The following is an 18,149-nucleotide window of genomic DNA, read 5'->3' on the forward strand; positions in this document are numbered from 1 at the left end:
CTCGAGACTCTATTGTGTGTTATAATTTTGTATCAGGAAACACTCATAAAGCCTCGCTTCATTTTAAAAAAATAAAAGAAGTAGAAATAAGCTTGCCAAGTGTTTGTTAATGTCATTCTCTAAATGATTGTTGGACAAATCTATACATTAAACTTTTAAAAACAAATTTTTTTAAAGGATAGTCTAATTTTTTTAGGATTTTTATTTTTTGATATATTTATGTTGATATATTTTTAATGGAATAACACCTTTAGTTTGAAATCCATAAGAATAGTAATATGATCGCTTCATGTTCAAGTAGGTTTTAAGGCTATTTTTAGGAATGATATTTGCTATCTTTACCGCACAACACACTTGAATGCAACTGAAAAAGTTTTCTCTACGCACGCGCATCTTTCTAGCAATGATCTTATTAGTAGTCATTGCTTCTGTTTTAATAGCACTTATTACCATTTATCAATATAAAGAGCAGGCAGATGATTATCATGAAGCGCGCTTAGAACGTAAAGAGAATACCATAATGTCTAGTCTTGATCTTGAATTACGCAGAAGAACAACCTATCCTGTTGAAGCCAAATATTTACATTTAATTTTTAAAGATAAGATTTACGATATCTCTGAAGTAAATCAATTAGATATTAATATTTATGATCTTAACGGCAAGTTATTGATCAGCTCTTCATCTAGTTTTTCAAAAGATACGGTCAATTATAGCATAACTCAAGATGTACTTAATGAAATTGCAGATGATCCTAATCATCGTGTGGTAAAAGAAGAAACAAAGAATGAAATTCCTTTTCAGGCATCTTACACATATATTAATGATAATAAGTTCAAACCTATAGGCATTTTGCATTTACCGTATTTACAGGACAATACATTTCAAGAAAAAGAACTGCGTGAATTCCTTTCTCGCTTAGCATTTGTTTACTTATTGATGCTTTTGATTGCTGTAGGTATTGCTTATTTTATATCTAGATATATTACGAAATCTATAAAAACTGTTAGTGAGAAAATCAATCAAACAGCACTTGATAAACGTAATGAGAAGATAATGTTAGAAGATGCCAGTTTAGAAATATACAATCTTGTAAGTGCTTATAATGATATGGTAGATCAACTAGGAGAAAGTGCTGTAAAATTAGCCAAAAGTGAGCGCGAACAAGCATGGCGAGAAATGGCGAAACAGGTGGCTCATGAAATCAAGAACCCATTAACTCCAATGCGTTTGTCTGTGCAGAGTTTTGAGCAACGCTTTGATGTTACAGACCCGAATATCAAGGAGAAATTGAATGAGTTTAGTAAATCGCTTATTCAACAAATTGATACTATGAGTTCCATTGCTTCGGCTTTTTCAAATTTTGCGGAGATGCCAAGGCAAAAAAGAGAGGAATTGAATGTTGTAGAGGTTGTAAAATTGGCACTAGATATTTTCAACGAGGAGTATATCCATTATTTTCATAAAGAAGAAAGTTTGATTGCTCAGTTGGATAAGACACAGCTGATAAGAATCGTTACAAACTTAGTGAAGAATGCCATTCAAGCGTTAGAAAATCAAGAAAACCCTAAAGTAGAAGTAAAAGTAAGTGATGATAATGGTAATGTGCGTATTACCATAGCTGATAATGGTAAAGGTATTCCAGAAGAAGATAAAAAGAAGATTTTTGAGCCTAAGTTTACCACAAAGTCTAGTGGTATGGGACTTGGCCTGCCCATGGTAAAAAATATTGTGGAAGCTTATAATGGAAATATTACTTTTACATCAGAAATAAATCGAGGAACCGTATTTACGGTAAGTATTCCTAAAAAATAAATCAATGAGTTATAACAATATTTTAGTTTCAAATACAGATGGAGTTACGAGCATTACAATTAATCGTCTATCAAAATTAAATGCTTTAAACAAAGAAACGATTCATGAGTTGCATAACGCTTTCGCGGAAGCGAATTCTGATAGTACTTGTAAGGTAATTATTATAACAGGTAGCGGTGAAAAAGCATTTGTTGCAGGTGCTGATATCTCTGAATTTTCGGATTTTGATGTTAGGCAAGCAAGTGAGTTAGCAAGAAAAGGACAGGAGTTATTATTTAATTTTATAGAGAATCTTTCTACACCTGTTATTGCTGCGGTAAATGGATTTGCTCTAGGTGGTGGATTAGAATTAGCAATGGCAGCACATTTTAGAATTGCTAGCGATAATGCAATGATGGGTTTACCTGAAGTAAGCCTAGGGGTCATACCCGGTTATGGAGGTACACAACGCTTAGCACAGTTAGTGGGTAAAGGAAGAGCTATGGAATTAATAATGACGGCCGGTATGATCCCCGCCAATGATGCATTGAATTATGGTTTAGTAAATCATGTCGTAACTCAGGAAGAGCTCTTGCCATTAGCAGAAAAGATAACTGGCAAAATTATGCGAAACTCTTCTACAGCAATTGCATCAGCCATAAAAGCGGTTAATGCGAATTATGTAGATGGAATTAATGGTTTTGATGTTGAAATTGAAGAATTTGGTAATTGTTTTGGAACCGAAGATTTTGAAGAAGGCACTACAGCCTTTTTAGAAAAACGTAAACCTAATTTTTCTTAAAGTTTTTTTTCAAAGATAATTTTAGTTTGACCTCTATCGTTTGTATAAACCTGTTTAATATCAAATCCGTTTTTAAGATTTAAGATCATCATGGGCTTAAAGTTATTCATTGACTTGGTTCTGATTTTTGAATACCCCTGTTGCTTCACCCAACCTTCTTGAAGATTTGCGAGTTTTTTGGCGATTCCTAGTTTTCTGTAGTCCCCTAAAATACCACCTACCCAGCTGTAAAAAGTTGTTTCGTTATAGTTATATCCTACTTTAAATCCAATAGGTTTTTGATCTTTAAAGGCAATGATGGCTAAAACATTTTCTTTTTCGTTTAGGCGTTGTCTAAAAAAATCAAGCTTGGCATCTTCAAAAATATCTTGATAAAGTTTAAGGAGAGTATCTTCAATTCACTTTCACTGGGATTTCCTTCAACCAGCTGAAAAGTAAAGTCGTCATTTTTTTCCGTTCCACTCATCATAAAATTGTTGAAGATATTGTTCCATAAATCGATGACGTTGTTCAGCAATTCTTCGCCCTGTAGTCGTATTCATTTTATCTTTTAGTAGTAATAATTTTTCGTAAAAGTGGTTGATGGTAGGCGCAGATGATTTTTTATATTCTTCTTTTGACATATTTAAATTAGGTTCAACCTCTGGGTTGAATAATTCTCGATTCTTAAATCCACCATAATTAAAAGCACGAGCAATACCTATGGCGCCAATGGCATCCAATCGATCAGCATCTTGAACGACCTCTAATTCTTTTGAAGTAAACTGATTTTCATCTACTAAAAGACTATTCTTAAATGAAATATTTTCAATGATCTTAACTACATGTTCTATTACTACACTATCAACATTTTGAGCTAGTAAAAAACGAGCTGCTTTTTTTGGCCCAATAGTTTCATCACCATCATGAAATTTAGCATCAGCAATATCATGTAACAATGCACCCAGAGCAATAATAAGCCTATCTACTTTTTCGCTTTTAGCAATTAATTTAGCATTATTGAATACTCTTTGTATATGAAACCAATCATGACCACCTTCCGCATTTTTAAGTGTATCCTTTACAAAAGTAATGGTACATTCTATAAGCTGTTCGTTATTCATGCCGCAAAATAAAAAATCCTTCTATAAGAAGGATTCATTTTTACAAAGAAGTTAATAGGTATTCAATTAAGAGCTATACATTTTCCTTTATCACAGTTTACAGCCGATGGAGGGTTTACTAAAGAACAGTCAGATATGATTCCATATCTAATATTATATACGTTTTGTAACCTGTTATATTCCTCTACTTTTGCAACCAATAAATCTTCATCTATAGAAGTGCTATAAACCAAATAAGACCAAGGTCCTCCGCAAGGTTTACTGCCAAACGCTATGAACTTGCATTCAGTATTTTCAGAACAACCTGATGACTCAACCAACTCAATAATCTCCTCTCCTAAATCTTCTATTATCTTTAAGTCAGAAGCTTGATCATCTGAAGAATCATCACTGGAACAGGCAAGAATTATGGTTAGAAAAAGAGCATAAAAAAATGACTTCATATCAATGAATATTTATCAATAGATATGAAATCACTTGAAACGTTGCGTAAAAAAACTTAGCAGAATTCTTGGTAGGCTTCGCTTAAGTTTTCAGCAATCATTTCTGCAGATCTTCCTTCAATATGATGACGTTCTAACATGTGTACCAATTCACCATCTTTAAATAAGGCCACGGCAGGAGATGATGGAGGAAAAGGTATCATATGTTCACGAGCCTTCTCTACTGCCTCTTTTTCCATGCCTGCAAAAACCGTGGTTAAATTATCAGGCTTTTTATCACCCTGTATAGATGCTATAGTTCCTGGTCTGGCAGTACCAGCTGCACACCCACAAACAGAATTAACCATAATTAAAGTTGTTCCTTTTTCTTTTAAAATATCTTCTACATCTTGAGGAGTATGTAACTCTTTAAAACCTGCTTCAACTAACTCCGCACGCATAGGCTTTACAATTTCTTCTGGATACATATTTTATTATTTTTTTAGTAACAAATTGTATTGCAAAGATACATATAATTATATTTGAGTTTTATAAGATATAATAGCATATATGGCAGATTTTGCAAAATGGTTAGGTGCAAGTTTAGGGTGGTCTTTTGGAGGACCAATTGGAGGTATTTTAGGATTTGTTCTTGGGAGTTTAATTGATGGTTTTTCTGATAAAGATGTAAAAGACTTCAGAAGACAAATACCTGAAGGAAATAGAAGAACAAGCAAAAGAGCGCGACCGCAAACTAAACCAGGTGATTTTGAAGTAAGTTTATTAGTACTGGCGGCAGTGATTATAAAAGCTGATGGCGATGTAAATAGGAGAGAGCTTGATTTTGTAAGAGATCAATTTCAAAATATGTATGGTTCGGCCAGGGCAAATCGAGCCTTTAGATTGTTTAGTGGTATTATTAAAAAGAATAATATTTCTACAAGACAAGTAAGTATTCAGATTCGCCAGCATATGGATCATGCTTCGCGTTTACAGTTACTACATTTTCTATTCGGTATCGCTAAAGCGGATGGAAATGTGAGTCAAGTTGAAATGGAAACGATCCATAGAATTGCAGGATATTTATATATAAACAGCCACGATTTTGAATCTATCAAGGCTATGTTTTATAATGCAGTTGATAGTGCTTATAAAATTTTGGAAATACAAAAATCGGCAACAGATGATGAAGTTAAAAAAGCATATAGAAAAATGGTAAAAAAATACCATCCTGATAAAGTAAAGCATTTGGGCGAAGAACATGTAAAAGGTGCTGAAGAGAAGTTTAGAAAAGTGCAGGAAGCTTATGAAAAAATTCAAAAAGAAAGAGGATTATAAGTACAAATCCAAACTTTTAGGTCCTTCCAATACCGTTTTTACAATCTTGTTTTGGTTTTCTTCATCAATACTATTATGCCATTTAACAAGTGAAATTTCTAAGTCTTTTATTTCTATACCTATAATTGATTTTGGGTGAACACAGCTACCATCATTAAAATAAGGTAAGTCTCCAGGTTCAGGAAAACGAGGTCTATGCGTGTGACCAGCTATGACCATTTGATTGTTATTCGAAAGCATCCAATCTTTTAGTCTGCGTTCAACTTTTATAAGGTTTTTATAATTTTTTGCTGGGCTAGTAGGGTCTTTTACATTAAACCATTTTTGTAAAGGCATCCAGAAATAGCGTACAAAAAAGCGACTGAACTTCCAGAATTTATAATTAAACCAATCTGCTTGGTGACCATGAATGAGTAAGATGGTTTTACCTGTATTTTCTATTTCTAGTAAAATACTTTCGTAATAATGCAAATTAAAAAGCCGTTGTTTTTCTTTTAGTTCCTTTGGATTAATAATGTTGTATACCATTTTTTCAACTACCAAAGGGTCTCTAAAGATCATATCATGATTTCCCCAAATCATATAAGCTCGGTCTTCCAAATGAAATTGTCGTAGAAGTTCAAGTGAATCCTTATAAGCATTGTAAATAGGTTCGAATGAATCATTTTCCCATAATTCTACGCCATCACCCAATTCAAAGTAGGTATAACCATCATCATAATAGGTTCTTAAAGCATAATCATAGATTTGCATATTGTGTGCAAAATCATCTGCATAACTATTATCACCTCTATGCAGATCACTAAAGAAAATCAGTTTTGAATCACAATCAATGGTGATTTTTTTGGCATGCTGTAAGGCGTTGTCAAGAATGGAGTTCATATAGCCAAGAAACTACGCACTAATTTACTTTATTTTTACCACCCAAATATCTTTGCCACCTTTATTTGTAGTAATGTCTTTATCAGAGCTTTCGGTTTCTCCTACAACAACGATTTTACCATCAAAAGTTTCTGTAACACCATAGGCAAAATCTAAACCAGATCCGCCAAATGATTTTTCAAATAAAAGTTTACCACTAGTATCAATTTTTATTACCCAAAAATCATTTTCACCATTATTGTTAGTTAAATCACCATCACTACTTTTGGAGTGTCCTGCAATTATATAAGAGCTAAAAATGTTATTGCTTTTACTGATTGCGAAAGCACTATCAAAACCTGAACCGCCAAACGACTTTTCCCAAAGTAATTCTCCATTGTCATTAATTTTTAATATCCAAACGTCCGCACCACCTTTTGGGTTGGATACCAAACCATCATCACTTATTGCAGTACTTGCTATTATGTAATTACCATCATTAGTGGCTATAGCAGCGTATCCATCATCTATGCCTGAGCCCCCAAAAGATTTTTCCCACAACATAGTACCATTAGTATCCATTTTGATTACCCAAACATCGTAGCTACCATTGGTATTACTAATATCAAAATCATTACTTTCTGATGAACCTACCAGCATAAAATTACCATCATGCGCTTGTAAAACTTTATAGATCCTATCATTATTTGAGCCGCCATAATAACGGCGCCATTGTAAGTTACCATTTGAATCAAGCTTTTGCGCCCAAAACTCCCCCACGCCATGTTTAGTGGTAATTGTTTCATTTCCTAGTCCACCGGAAGCTGTTACATCTAAGTACCCACCTATAAAATATCCTCCATCATTGGTTTGAAACAATGAATGACTATGGTCATGGCCAGAAAAACCAAAAGATTTTTCCCATTGAATACTTCCTTGAGCGTTTAATTTTACCAACCAATGATCATGAAATCCTTGATTTTGAGATCCATCACCATCTGAGCTCATACTAGGGCCGGTAATAGCATAACCCCCATCTGATGTTTGAATGATGGCACGCCCTTTGTCATCACCACTTCCTCCATAGGTTTTTTGCCATTCAACAGTGCCATCTTTATCTAATTTCAATACCCAAAAATCATTTTCAGCTAAATCTTTATCGGTAACATCCCCATCAATACTATTTGTGTATCCAATAATGGCATAGCCGCCATCTGATGTTTCTATTACCCCTCTAGCTATATCATCACCACTACCGCCAAATGTTTTTTGCCATTCTATTTCTCCTGCTAAAGTAATTCGGTCAGTAACTGATTCATCGGTATTACAACTTATAAAAGTTAAATAAAGAATAGCGCAAATTTTTACTTGCAATTTCACCTAGCTACTTTTTTTGATGATGAATAAACCCCTATCGGTATCACTGACTACAATATTGCCACTTTCAAAATATGGATATACGCTCCAAACACCATCAAAAGCAGTATTGTCATTTTCTGGATATGTATCAAAAAATCCGACTTCTGTTAAATTGCCATTAGAAATATCTGATAAATCAATAACACGAATACCTGCCGTATAATTAGCCAAATAAAATAAATTACCATTGACATAGCCATTATGGTCAATGGCTGATGTTGGGCCTAAATAAGTAGATTTAAGAGAAGGGTTCTCTAAATCAGAAAAATCAAAAATTAGTGTACGCGAATTGAAGCCAAAACCAGTTTCATCTAACTCATCACCTAATAAAAAATAGCGATGATCTTCAGTAAACCACCCTTGATGCGTGTAACCAGGATTACTATAAGATATTTGTGAAATACTTTTAGGATTTGCTTTATCTGTAATGTCTACAATAACAACCTCATTAACCCCACCTTGTTCACCATTGCTACCTATGAGAATTTCTTTACCAACATAATCAGTGTCAGGACCATTATAAATTACCACTTGCGCGTCATGACTATATTGATCCATACCATAGCCTCCTTCGCTGAGAGGATTCTTTGGATCTTTAATATTAATGAATAAAGGCCCTCCATTAAACTGAGTAGTACCCACAGGATAGGCATAACCTGAAGTTTCATTAATTACTATATTATGAGCATTGCCAAAATCATTAAAATCTTTATCTGAAGTAAAAGTTTCCGGTGGATTTGTTACATTTCTTAATCTGGTTAAATCAAAAACCTGCATACCATGATTAGGTGCTTCGCTCACTATAAAAGCGTGGTCTTTGTAAACTTTAATATCTCGCCATTGACTAAATAAGGTTGCCGTTGGTAACTTTCCTAAATATATTGCTTCATTAGTATTTGTTATGTCTATAAAAGCAGTTCCATCATCTAAACCCATTAAAGCATATTCTTTTCCGGTTGCGGAATCTGTCCAACCCCAAGAGTCATTTCCGGAAGATGAGCCAAAAAATTCTAATGGAATATTTAATAATAAGTCATAATCATTACAAGAAAATCCTCCTGCTATTCCAGAAGAGCATTCTTCAGTTGAAGAATTGAAAATAGCATCACAAGCATCACCCATTCCATCTCCGTCAGAATCTGCTTGTGTTGCATTTGAAATGTTTATACAATTGTCATTAATATCATTGAATCCATCAGAATCTGCATCTACTAGAGCTGGTTGAGGGTTACTGTCATCTGAAGATGAACATGAATAAAATAAAGTCAAGAATATGATAATTAATAATAAAAAAGATTTTCTTTTAATCATTTGTGTTTGCTTAAAGTTTAAAAACATCAAAAATCATGCTGAATTCTTATGAAATGACGATTTTTGCAGATCAAACAAATGTAAGGATTTCTAAGAGTAAAACTAAAAGCATGTTAGAAGACAAAAATCAAAATAGTACCTCATTATCAGATTTAGGTGAATTTGGATTAATAAAACATTTAACTGATGCCATAGAAATAAAGCAAAAGTCTTCTGTTAAAGGAGTAGGAGATGATGCTGCTGTTTTGAAATTTGATAAGCAGGTTTTAGTCACGACAGATTTGTTAGTTGAAGGTGTTCATTTTGATCTATCATATATGCCTTTAAAACATCTAGGGTATAAGGCTGTAATGGTTAATTTATCTGATGTATATGCTATGAACGGAAGTGCCACTCAGATTACAGTTTCATTAGCTCTTTCAAACAGATTTCCTTTAGAGGCAGTTGAAGAGTTATATGCTGGTATTCATTTGGCATGTAAAACGTATGGGATTGATTTAGTTGGAGGTGATACTACATCATCAACAAAAGGATTATTAGTAAGTATTACCGCGATTGGTGAAGCCAATAAAGAAGATATAGTTTATAGAAGTGGAGCTAAACCTAATGATCTCATTGTGGTTACGGGTGATTTAGGTGCCGCCTATTTAGGATTACAAGTACTGGAGCGTGAAAAGCAAGTTTTTCAGGCCAATCCAAATGCACAACCAGAATTGGATAATTACACGTATTTAGTAGAACGTCAATTGAAGCCGGAAGCTAGAAAAGATATCATCAAGATACTAAAGGATTTAGATGTAAAACCTACTGCTATGATTGATATTTCTGATGGTTTATCATCAGAAATTATTCATATATGTCAACAAAGTAAGGTAGGCTGTAATTTGTATGAGGATAAATTACCATTAGATCCTCAGGTAATTTCTACTTGTGAAGAGTTTAATATAGACTCTACCATGGTTGCATTAAGTGGAGGCGAAGATTATGAGTTACTATTTACGATCTCTTTAGATGATTTTGACAAGATCAAGGCCAATCCTAACCTTACAGTTATTGGTCATATTACTGATAAGAATGAGGGAATGAGTCTAACTACTCGTGCCAATCAAAAAGTTGAATTAACAGCACAAGGTTGGAATGCATTGTTAAAAAACAGTTAATTCACCTTATTTATAACTACTTGCTTTGTCAAAATTCTAATTTTGAGGCATTAATATCAAACCTTTATGATTAGAATTATACTTTCATTGTTGACTTTGCTACTATCATTTTTGGTATCCGCTCAAAAACTAGCAAGACCTTTTTTGCCAGAAGTTTTTGAAAATTATCCTAATGTTCGTGATTTTACGATGTCACCAGATGGTAGCGAAATCTACTTTACTGTTGATGACTTAAAAAGTAGAATTGCCCTTATTTCTTTTGTAAAGAAGACTCAAGATGGATGGACAAAGCCACAATCCGTTTCTTTTACTGGAAAGTATCGTGATTTAGAAGCGGCATTTTCAGCTGATGGTAAGCGTTTATATTTTGTTTCTAACCGCCCAATTCATAAAGACTCCATAAAACCTAAAGATTATGATATTTGGTATGTAGATAGAACTAATCAAGGTTGGTCTGAGCCAAAAAATATTGGTGCTCCTATTAATACCCAAGCTCATGAATTCTATCCTTCGTTAACTAAAAATGAAGACATTTATTTTACTGCAGAGAGCGAAGGGGCAGTTGGCAGAGAAGATATTTTTGTAAGTAGGTTAAAGGATGGCAACTATCAAGAACCTGTTTCATTAAAAGGGGATTTAAATACCAAATACTTTGAGTTTAATGCTTTTGTAGCTCCTGACGAAAGCTATATTATTTTTAGTGGGCAACGACCCAAAGAAGGAAAAGGCAGGGGAGAATTGTATATCAGCTATAACGAAAATGGCAGTTGGTCTGAAGGAAAGTTGTTGGAAAAAATCAATTCTGAATACCTAGATTTTTGCCCATATGTTGATCAAAAAACAGGTAAATTGTATTTTACTAGCCAAAAGACTGATGTACAAAGAAGTTATAAAGAACCTCAAAATCTTAAGACTTTTTTGAAAATGTATGCACAATCTTCTAAAGGACTAAATAGAATTTATTCCATTGATTTCAAAGAGGTGATTAAGGATTGAGCACGAATAATTATAATGTGAATTTATTTAGGATACTATTAATTACTGTTAGTCTAATTTCATGTCAAACGGAATATGACAAAACTTCTGAGGCAGAATTCAAGAGGTTAATGAATAATGTTGCAAAAGGCTGGTCAATTCAAGATACTGATTTAGCATTGAGTAGTTTTGACCAAGATGCCATCTATATGGAACCTCCCAATCTTCAGTATTACAGAGGGCATAAACAGCTTCATCCCTATTTTGATGAGCTGGATTCAACATATAACATGAAATTTCATAATCTATGGTTTAATGAAGCTGCTCAGTCAGGAGTAGGTGAATTTACCTTTAGTTATGGAAAAGATACCTCTGATGTAGGAGTGGTAGTTGCTGAAATAAAAAATGGGAAGATAGTATTCTGGAGAGAGTATTTAAAAAAGGGACCAACCGACTTCAAGGAATTCCTTAAGGTAGAAGATAAAGATTGGCAATGGCACATTGGTAATTATCCTGAACCTAAAGACACTTTGAATTAATAGATTTTACTTTTTAGAAATCAATTCGTCAATAAGATTAGTGAGCTCTTCTCCATGTAAGTTTTTTGCTAAAATCGTACCTTTTTTATCAATTAAAAAATTGTCTGGTAAAGCTGTAACTGCATAGTCATAAGCTGCCGGTGTTTTAAAACGCTCAAGAGTAGAAACGTTAGCCCAAGTACGCTTGTCTTTTTCTAAAGCTGCCAGCCATTTGTCGCGTTTATCATCAAGAGAAACGCCATAAATATCAAATTGTGCCCTGGTATAGGTGTTCATGAGCTCATTCAACTTTGGTGCTTCTCGTCTACAAGGTCCACACCAGCTTGCCCAAAAGTCAATTAAAATATAGTCTGATTTTATAGATGATAAAGTAATCACGTCTCCGACTGGGCCTGGCATTTCAATGGGCGCTACAGTTCCACCGATAGCCGTTTGCTGTAACCGGGTTACTTTTTCACGAATCTTTTTCGTGATAGTCAAATCAGGATGTTCAGTTTCAAATTTAGTAACCAGCGAGTCAAAATTTGCCAATTGATGCGCACCTTTCCAGCGAATTGAGGTAGCATATAAACCCAACGTTGAGTTTATATTTTTTTGAATATAAGCTACCAACTCATCTAAATGTTTGTCATAATTAGTAAGTTCTAATGTGCTTAATTCGGTAATCTTTTTGTGATCAGGATTTTCAACTTTCTTCAGTGCTTTGATTTCTCTGCGCACTGATTTTACCAACCGATCTAATGATTCAGCTCTAAAAGCTTCATACCCCAATAATTCTTCAGTGTCTTTTGAGCCTAATCCTGTTGCTTTAAAATCATCCGTGTCATAACCGGTAATATTTAACTGCACATGCTGATCTTTATTTAGGGCAATGTCAATTTTCTTTTTATTCGGGAAGTTTAGTGAATACAAATAAGGTTCATCGGTAAAAGAAAATTCAAAATTACCTTGTTGATCTATAGTCAAAGTATCGATGGTTTCTGCAATCTTACGTTCTATATCAGTTTCTTTTTTTAGAATAATGTACTCAATCGTAGAAGGACTTAATGTCCCAGAAATACTAAATGAAGGGTTTTCCTTTTTTGCACAAGCAATAATTAAGATAGAGACAAGAGATAGAAAAGCTATTTTTTTAAACATAGGTTATGGTGTATAGGCTGACTAGTCGCTAAAAGTAAAACTTAATTACATATAAGTTGTTAAAAGTCTTTTAAAGCTTAACTACATTTTTTAATAAACCATTGCAGTTCAAAAAGGCATTCTTCATAATTTTCTATATGACTCATATGTCCATCAGTAAATTCAACAAGGTCAACTTCTGTACCTTTTACCTGATCGAGTAGTGAATCATAGTCTAGTACAGGGTCTTTTTTGCCAAGAATCAATAACTTTTTGTAAGGAGAAAAATGTAATAGCATATCTCTATGATCTCTGATCTTCATACCTTCTAAGGCTGCAACTATACCTTGTGCAGGTGTCTTTAGAGCCTCTTTTTTTAGCTCCTTGATTTCATTAGAAAAAAGGGCGCGATTTTTAGGTCTAAATAGATTAGGAATGGACATTCGTACAAAAGCCTTATGATTTTGTTTTACCACTTTAATCGCGCGATCTCTATTCTTTTTCTTTTCTAAGCTGTCAGCTTTGGCTGTAGAATTTAACAAACAGAGACCTTTTAAAGCATCAGGATGTTGCTCCGCGTAAGCAAGTGTTACATAGCCACCCATAGAATGGCCAATCATTACAGAACGTCTGATTTTTAAATAATCTAGAACAGCTTCAACAGCTTCTGCCATTTGTTCCATGGTATGTATATAACCTAAACATCCTGTTTGACCATGACCTAACAGGTCAATACAGATCACACGGTTTTTCATACTTAGCTGGGTAGCTATCGCCCTCCACATAGATGAATTTTCTAAAAATCCATGTAATAAAACAACTGTTTGTCCTTTACCTTGATCAGTATAAAATATATTAATGCCTTTATGTACTATGGTCATTTTGTCTATATTGGTGCAAACAAAAATAATGAACAAAACTAAAGAAATTTGGATGACTGGATTTGCCTTATTCTCCTTGTTTTTTGGAGCGGGCAATCTTATTTTACCACCTTTTTTAGGCTTTAAAGCCAGTAGTGACTGGCTATGGGTAGCTTTGGGTTTTGCCATCACGGCGGTGGTAATTCCTATATTGGGTATTTTGGCGCATGCGCGGTTACAAGGCACTATGTATGATTTTGGTAAAAAGGTATCTCCTGTATTTAGCCTTGTTTATTGTTTGATAGTTTATGCTATTTCAGTAGCCTTACCTGCTCCCAGAACGGCTTCGGTAACACACGAAATGGCAATTGCTCCTTTTTTTGGTACTAGTGGGCTATTGACCAGCAGTATTTACTTTGTATTGGTATTTTTATTTGTGATGAATCGCTCTAAAGTGTTGAGCATTATCGGAAAGTACCTGACGCCACTCATTGGTATTATCCTGCTAAGTATTATTGCGATTGCCTTGGGTTCTACCACACCATTACAAAACCCTTCTGTGTTTGAAGCACCACTGGTAGATGGTTTGCTAGAAGGCTATCAGACATTTGATGCCATTGGTGCTGTGGTTGTGGGTGGAGTAATTATTATTTCATTACGCTTACGTGGTCATGACTCATTTGAAGTAAAAAAAGAGCTGATCACTAAATCTGGTTTTATTGCAGGAGCCGGATTGTTTATTATTTATAGTGGTATGATTTTAAGTGGTTCGTTGTTCAATCTATCTTTTGAGACGGAAACCACACGTACGGAAGTATTGGCAGGCTTAAGCACTATTACTTTAGGTAATTTTGGAACAGCTTTTTTAAGTGTGTTGGTTGCCTTGGCATGTTTTACTACTGCAGTGGGGATTATTACTGGAACGTCAGATTATTTTAAAGGTTTGTTTAAAGAATCTCAATTGGCTTATACCATTACGGCGGTGTTGGCCTGTATTATAGGTGTTGTGGTTGGACAATTTGATGTGCATTATATTATTGATATAGCCTTACCGGTATTAATGTTTATTTACCCAATTACCATAGTGCTGATCTTGCTGAATGTTGTACCCTCAACCTATACTTCACCATTAGTATTTAAGATAGTAGTTGCCGTAACGTTTTTGTTTAGCATACCTGACTTTTTAAAGTTTTTGATACCGCCTGAAAACTTAAACAGTGTGCAAAGTTTAATACCGTTTTCTCAATATAGTTTAGGGTGGGTGTTGCCAGCTTTAATAGCCTTTGTTTTGGTGAACGTATTAGAAAAAAATAACCATTAATTTTGTATTGCGCTTATCGGTCTCGCATAACCTTCAGTTACGGGTTAAATTAGTGATTATTTTCGGTTTTGCACTGACCTTAGCAATTCCGAGTGCATTCGTGAGCCTGTCCTGAGCGAAGTCGAAGGGTAGTCAAATCCGCCGTTATTGTGGTTATACATTGTTGGCAAACGTTTTTTATTTTAATGACCTGTAACTGTTATTAACCTACGTCGTTATTAGGTCAAAATATAATAATGTCATGCTAATTGTATTCACAAAACCATGAGTGAAAATATTTAGCCATAAGTTTCTTTTATTAACCACGAATATAATTCCTAACATTAGTCCGATAAGCCCTGTAAGTATTTGTCCAGTAGGCCCTTGATACGTATGCAAATATCCAAATATAACGGAAGAAATAACAATCCCAACTATTGCTCCTTTTTTAGCAGTTAGATGATCAATAAACTTAGAAATAATAAAGCCGCGGAATATGGTTTCCTCAATTAAGCCTCCAACAACCCAGCCTAATACTAAGCTTAAAATTAAAAGATTAATATTGTTCTTTAATTGTTTAAACATTCCTAAATCAAGTTCATGACCAGTGATTAATTGTATTTGTGGTAAAAGAACAAAATAGCTCAGTAGTACAATTCCAATTGCTAATAAAAAGGAAAAACCAATCGTTTTGATTAAATTTTTAGGTTTTGAAAATCCTAATTCAACATTAATGCCTTTTTTCTTGTGTGAGTATACTAATATTAGAAAAAATGGTAATAAAAAATTCAAATAAGGAATTTTTATAAACAATAGTATAGCTAAGATTAGTATAAGTGCTAGGAAATCGTAAATAGTTGTTCGTTTCATAAAATAATTTTTTCAAATTTATTTGTTATGAACAACTGTAAACTACTTAAAAATAACAAAATTACTGAATGGTATATTTTTTTTGCCTGAGTTGCAACTTAGTCAAACCATTTTCTAAAATAGGGTGCTCTATGTCGGCTTACAGTGACAGGGATTTCCGATTTCTGATTTTTGAGTTGTACCTCAATAGTATTATTTTTTACGCTTTTTACTACATCAATTGCTTCTTTATTGAGTATAAATTGACGATTAATTCTAAAAAAATCATTTGAAAGTATTTCTTCAAGTTCTTTCAAATTAAAATTTGTGATAATACCTTCCCCTGATTTAAGATGAGCCGTAACTATTTTATTTTTAGAGCTAAAATGAGATAAGTCATTTAGATTGACTTTATAAATTTTGGTGCCTGATTTAATATTAATAGAGTTCTGTTCAACTAACTTTGTCCATATGAGAAATAAGGATTTACCGTATATTAAGGTTACCCAAAGTGTTAAATTTACTAATGTTAGCAAAAAACCTATTACGATATAGTATAAACTGCCATTTTCTTTAGCTAAGACAACATATAATGCCACACAACTTATAAGAGTAGTTGTTAAAAATTTCTTAACTCTCTCTTTTGGGTTAGATTTGTTTTTCTTAAATAAGTATTGATAATACCATTCTACAAAAATTACAACTAGCGTACTAGGTAAGTAAGCTATTATAATCTTACTTAAAGGAAATTGATAATTAATTGAAAGAGGAAAATTATTATAATCGACCAGATGATAAATAACTATAGTATATAGTAGTAATAATAGTAAAAGTGTTAAATATCTTTTCAATTTGTACTAATATGTTTGCCAACAATTAAGCTAAGTGAAGTTTTAATTCCGTTTAGCGACCGATAAGCGAAGTTCTATGATTTTTTTTTAAGAAGCAAACTAAATTATGAAGTAAAAGCATTACGAATCCTTTTTTCTAGAATGTAGTCTCATAAAAACAAAAGAAGCAACCAACCCTACAAAAGAAAAAATGACCAGCGTAATAAATACATGTTGATGACCGGTTCTTCCTGGTGAATTATCTAGCATATATCCCATTAATGGCCCGGCAAAGATATCGGGAGCATACCCCACTACTGAGATGACACCCACAGCTGTACCTGTTAAGGCTAAGGGTATATTCCCCTCTTCTAACACAGCAAAATACAATACACGTGCTGCATATACACCTAAGGCTACTAAAAATACGGAGAGTAAGAAAAAGACATCCATAGAAGGGTCAATTAAATCTGTAGCAAATAATAAAGCTCCGACAATTGCCACTCCAAAACCTGCTACTAAATAAATAGATGCTTTTGAACGGTCAGCTAAAAAGCCTACCAAAACGCCAACTATTGGTCGTATAAACAATAAATAAGTACCTGTTTTGGCAGCATCTACTTCATTATAAAGCATTACTTCTTTTGCATATAATGAAAACACATCGGTAAATTTATAACCCACATAAGCACAAAGAATAATGACCATTAAGAGCCAGACGGCTGGCAATTTTAAAACAGCCTTTACATTAGCTATTGAGATAGTTTTTACCTGGTATTGCGTAGCGTCCTTTTGAGGAAGTTTTAAAAAGAAAAAGGTCAACACGCCCACAACAGCAACTAAAATTGAAGAAATAAAAATAACGCGAATAAAAGCTTCATTGCTTTGCGCTCCAGTTGCCACAGCATCAGCTGAAGGAATAAAAACGGAAAAGATAACAACACCTAAAGTGCCAAAAAGTGCTCCTACAAGTCCACGACCCCCATCTAAAAATCCAAAAGCTTTTCCTTGTGAACTGACGCCTCCCCAAATACGTGTGGCTTTGATCATAGCTGCCCAAAACAAAAAGATGGTGGTAAAACCCCAATAACCATAGAGTACTTTAAGCATAAAGAGATCAGGAATAGTAGTCATATAGAACCCTCCTAGAGCCGTTAACCAGAGCGCCACCGCCATCAAACTATTGGGTTTGAATTTATCAGCTATAATACCTCCAAAAAAATAGGAGATAAACGCCACAATTCCATATACTGAAAAGCAAAGGCCCAACTCGAAGTTGGTAACCTCAAAAGTTGTTAAAAAAGTAGGTCTAAAGATACGCGCCAAGACAAATGGCAACACAAAAACAGCCTCTCCTGCCAAGATGAGCAGAAGGATAAATGTATATCTTGAAAATGTAGTTTGCTTGATGATTTTTATGAATTGAAAATGCAATTTAAAAGATTACTTTTATACTTGCTGTTAAATCT

Annotated in this window: 20 protein-coding genes; 7 read left to right on the forward strand and 13 right to left on the reverse strand. The window is 33.9% G+C overall.

The window, feature by feature from the left end; translation table 11 throughout:
• Window positions 1–201: 201 nt before the first annotated feature.
• Window positions 202–423, reverse strand: a complete 222-nt coding sequence (locus tag AC1EU5_RS02585; RefSeq protein WP_480190786.1) for a hypothetical protein — start codon at window positions 421–423, stop codon at window positions 202–204.
• Here AC1EU5_RS02585 and AC1EU5_RS02590 point away from each other — a divergent pair.
• A complete protein-coding gene (locus tag AC1EU5_RS02590; protein ID WP_480190787.1) occupies window positions 404–1,813 on the forward strand; it encodes a sensor histidine kinase in 1,410 nt (469 codons plus the stop codon). The two genes, AC1EU5_RS02585 and AC1EU5_RS02590, sit on opposite strands and share 20 nt — an antisense overlap.
• 4 nt (window positions 1,814–1,817) lie before the next feature.
• Window positions 1,818–2,594 (forward strand): enoyl-CoA hydratase/isomerase family protein, encoded by a 777-nt coding sequence (locus AC1EU5_RS02595; RefSeq protein ID WP_480190788.1) that lies wholly within the window; start codon window positions 1,818–1,820, stop codon window positions 2,592–2,594.
• Here the strand turns inward: AC1EU5_RS02595 and AC1EU5_RS02600 are convergent.
• The 4 genes from AC1EU5_RS02600 to AC1EU5_RS02615 all read right to left on the reverse strand — a co-directional run bounded on the left by AC1EU5_RS02600 (window position 2,591) and on the right by AC1EU5_RS02615 (window position 4,607).
• Window positions 2,591–2,992 (reverse strand): GNAT family N-acetyltransferase, encoded by a 402-nt coding sequence (locus AC1EU5_RS02600; RefSeq protein WP_480191085.1) that lies wholly within the window; start codon window positions 2,990–2,992, stop codon window positions 2,591–2,593. The genes AC1EU5_RS02595 and AC1EU5_RS02600 overlap by 4 nt on opposite strands.
• A gap of 45 nt (window positions 2,993–3,037) precedes the next feature.
• Entirely contained in the window at window positions 3,038–3,697 is a 660-nt protein-coding gene (locus tag AC1EU5_RS02605; RefSeq protein ID WP_480190789.1) for an HD domain-containing protein, read from the reverse strand.
• A gap of 62 nt (window positions 3,698–3,759) precedes the next feature.
• Complete coding sequence (locus tag AC1EU5_RS02610) at window positions 3,760–4,140, reverse strand: hypothetical protein (protein ID WP_480190790.1); 381 nt, start codon at window positions 4,138–4,140, stop codon at window positions 3,760–3,762.
• Window positions 4,141–4,196: 56 nt separating this feature from the next.
• A complete protein-coding gene (locus tag AC1EU5_RS02615) occupies window positions 4,197–4,607 on the reverse strand; it encodes a BrxA/BrxB family bacilliredoxin (RefSeq protein WP_480190791.1) in 411 nt (136 codons plus the stop codon).
• Between the two features lie 82 nt (window positions 4,608–4,689).
• Between AC1EU5_RS02615 and AC1EU5_RS02620 the strand changes: the two genes are divergently transcribed.
• Window positions 4,690–5,457: a TerB family tellurite resistance protein gene (locus AC1EU5_RS02620; RefSeq protein WP_480190792.1), complete on the forward strand. Its 768-nt coding sequence runs from the start codon at window positions 4,690–4,692 to the stop codon at window positions 5,455–5,457.
• Here AC1EU5_RS02620 and AC1EU5_RS02625 read toward each other — a convergent pair.
• From AC1EU5_RS02625 to AC1EU5_RS02635, 3 genes are read right to left on the reverse strand one after another with little or no spacing between them, the layout of a single operon-like run.
• Complete coding sequence (locus AC1EU5_RS02625) at window positions 5,452–6,339, reverse strand: metallophosphoesterase (protein WP_480190793.1); 888 nt, start codon at window positions 6,337–6,339, stop codon at window positions 5,452–5,454. The two genes, AC1EU5_RS02620 and AC1EU5_RS02625, sit on opposite strands and share 6 nt — an antisense overlap.
• Window positions 6,340–6,363: 24 nt before the next feature.
• Window positions 6,364–7,698 (reverse strand): hypothetical protein, encoded by a 1,335-nt coding sequence (locus AC1EU5_RS02630; RefSeq protein ID WP_480190794.1) that lies wholly within the window; start codon window positions 7,696–7,698, stop codon window positions 6,364–6,366.
• Window positions 7,699–9,048, reverse strand: coding sequence for a choice-of-anchor B family protein (locus tag AC1EU5_RS02635; protein WP_480190795.1), 1,350 nt, complete (start codon window positions 9,046–9,048; stop codon window positions 7,699–7,701).
• 110 nt (window positions 9,049–9,158) lie between these two features.
• On the opposite strand from AC1EU5_RS02635, the gene thiL reads away from it, so the two are divergent.
• The 3 genes from thiL (at window position 9,159) to AC1EU5_RS02650 (ending at window position 11,722) form a co-directional block, all read left to right on the forward strand.
• Window positions 9,159–10,208 carry a thiamine-phosphate kinase gene (gene thiL / locus AC1EU5_RS02640; RefSeq protein WP_480191086.1) on the forward strand — a complete coding sequence of 350 codons (1,050 nt, stop codon included), beginning with the start codon at window positions 9,159–9,161 and terminating at the stop codon, window positions 10,206–10,208.
• Window positions 10,209–10,274: 66 nt separating this feature from the next.
• A complete protein-coding gene (locus tag AC1EU5_RS02645; RefSeq protein WP_480190796.1) occupies window positions 10,275–11,204 on the forward strand; it encodes a TolB family protein in 930 nt (309 codons plus the stop codon).
• 110 nt (window positions 11,205–11,314) lie between these two features.
• Entirely contained in the window at window positions 11,315–11,722 is a 408-nt protein-coding gene (locus tag AC1EU5_RS02650) for a nuclear transport factor 2-like protein (RefSeq protein WP_480190797.1), read from the forward strand.
• A gap of 6 nt (window positions 11,723–11,728) precedes the next feature.
• On the opposite strand, the gene AC1EU5_RS02655 is transcribed toward AC1EU5_RS02650, so the two are convergent.
• Entirely contained in the window at window positions 11,729–12,862 is a 1,134-nt protein-coding gene (locus AC1EU5_RS02655) for a TlpA family protein disulfide reductase (RefSeq protein WP_480190798.1), read from the reverse strand.
• A gap of 77 nt (window positions 12,863–12,939) precedes the next feature.
• Complete coding sequence (locus AC1EU5_RS02660) at window positions 12,940–13,722, reverse strand: alpha/beta fold hydrolase (protein WP_480190799.1); 783 nt, start codon at window positions 13,720–13,722, stop codon at window positions 12,940–12,942.
• Window positions 13,723–13,750: 28 nt separating this feature from the next.
• Between AC1EU5_RS02660 and brnQ the strand changes: the two genes are divergently transcribed.
• Window positions 13,751–15,022, forward strand: coding sequence for a branched-chain amino acid transport system II carrier protein (gene brnQ / locus AC1EU5_RS02665; RefSeq protein ID WP_480190800.1), 1,272 nt, complete (start codon window positions 13,751–13,753; stop codon window positions 15,020–15,022).
• A gap of 207 nt (window positions 15,023–15,229) precedes the next feature.
• Here brnQ and AC1EU5_RS02670 read toward each other — a convergent pair whose 3' ends face one another.
• The 3 genes from AC1EU5_RS02670 to AC1EU5_RS02680 form a co-directional block, all read right to left on the reverse strand.
• Window positions 15,230–15,871 (reverse strand): CPBP family intramembrane glutamic endopeptidase, encoded by a 642-nt coding sequence (locus AC1EU5_RS02670; RefSeq protein WP_480190801.1) that lies wholly within the window; start codon window positions 15,869–15,871, stop codon window positions 15,230–15,232.
• A gap of 98 nt (window positions 15,872–15,969) precedes the next feature.
• Window positions 15,970–16,701, reverse strand: coding sequence for a LytR/AlgR family response regulator transcription factor (locus tag AC1EU5_RS02675; RefSeq protein ID WP_480190802.1), 732 nt, complete (start codon window positions 16,699–16,701; stop codon window positions 15,970–15,972).
• Window positions 16,702–16,821: 120 nt separating this feature from the next.
• The gene (locus AC1EU5_RS02680) at window positions 16,822–18,114 is read right to left on the reverse strand and encodes an MFS transporter (RefSeq protein WP_480190803.1); all 1,293 of its coding nucleotides are present in this window, start codon (window positions 18,112–18,114) and stop codon (window positions 16,822–16,824) included.
• Window positions 18,115–18,149 lie beyond the last annotated feature (35 nt).

It is taken from the genome of Maritimimonas sp. 2405UD52-3, from assembly GCF_056591715.1.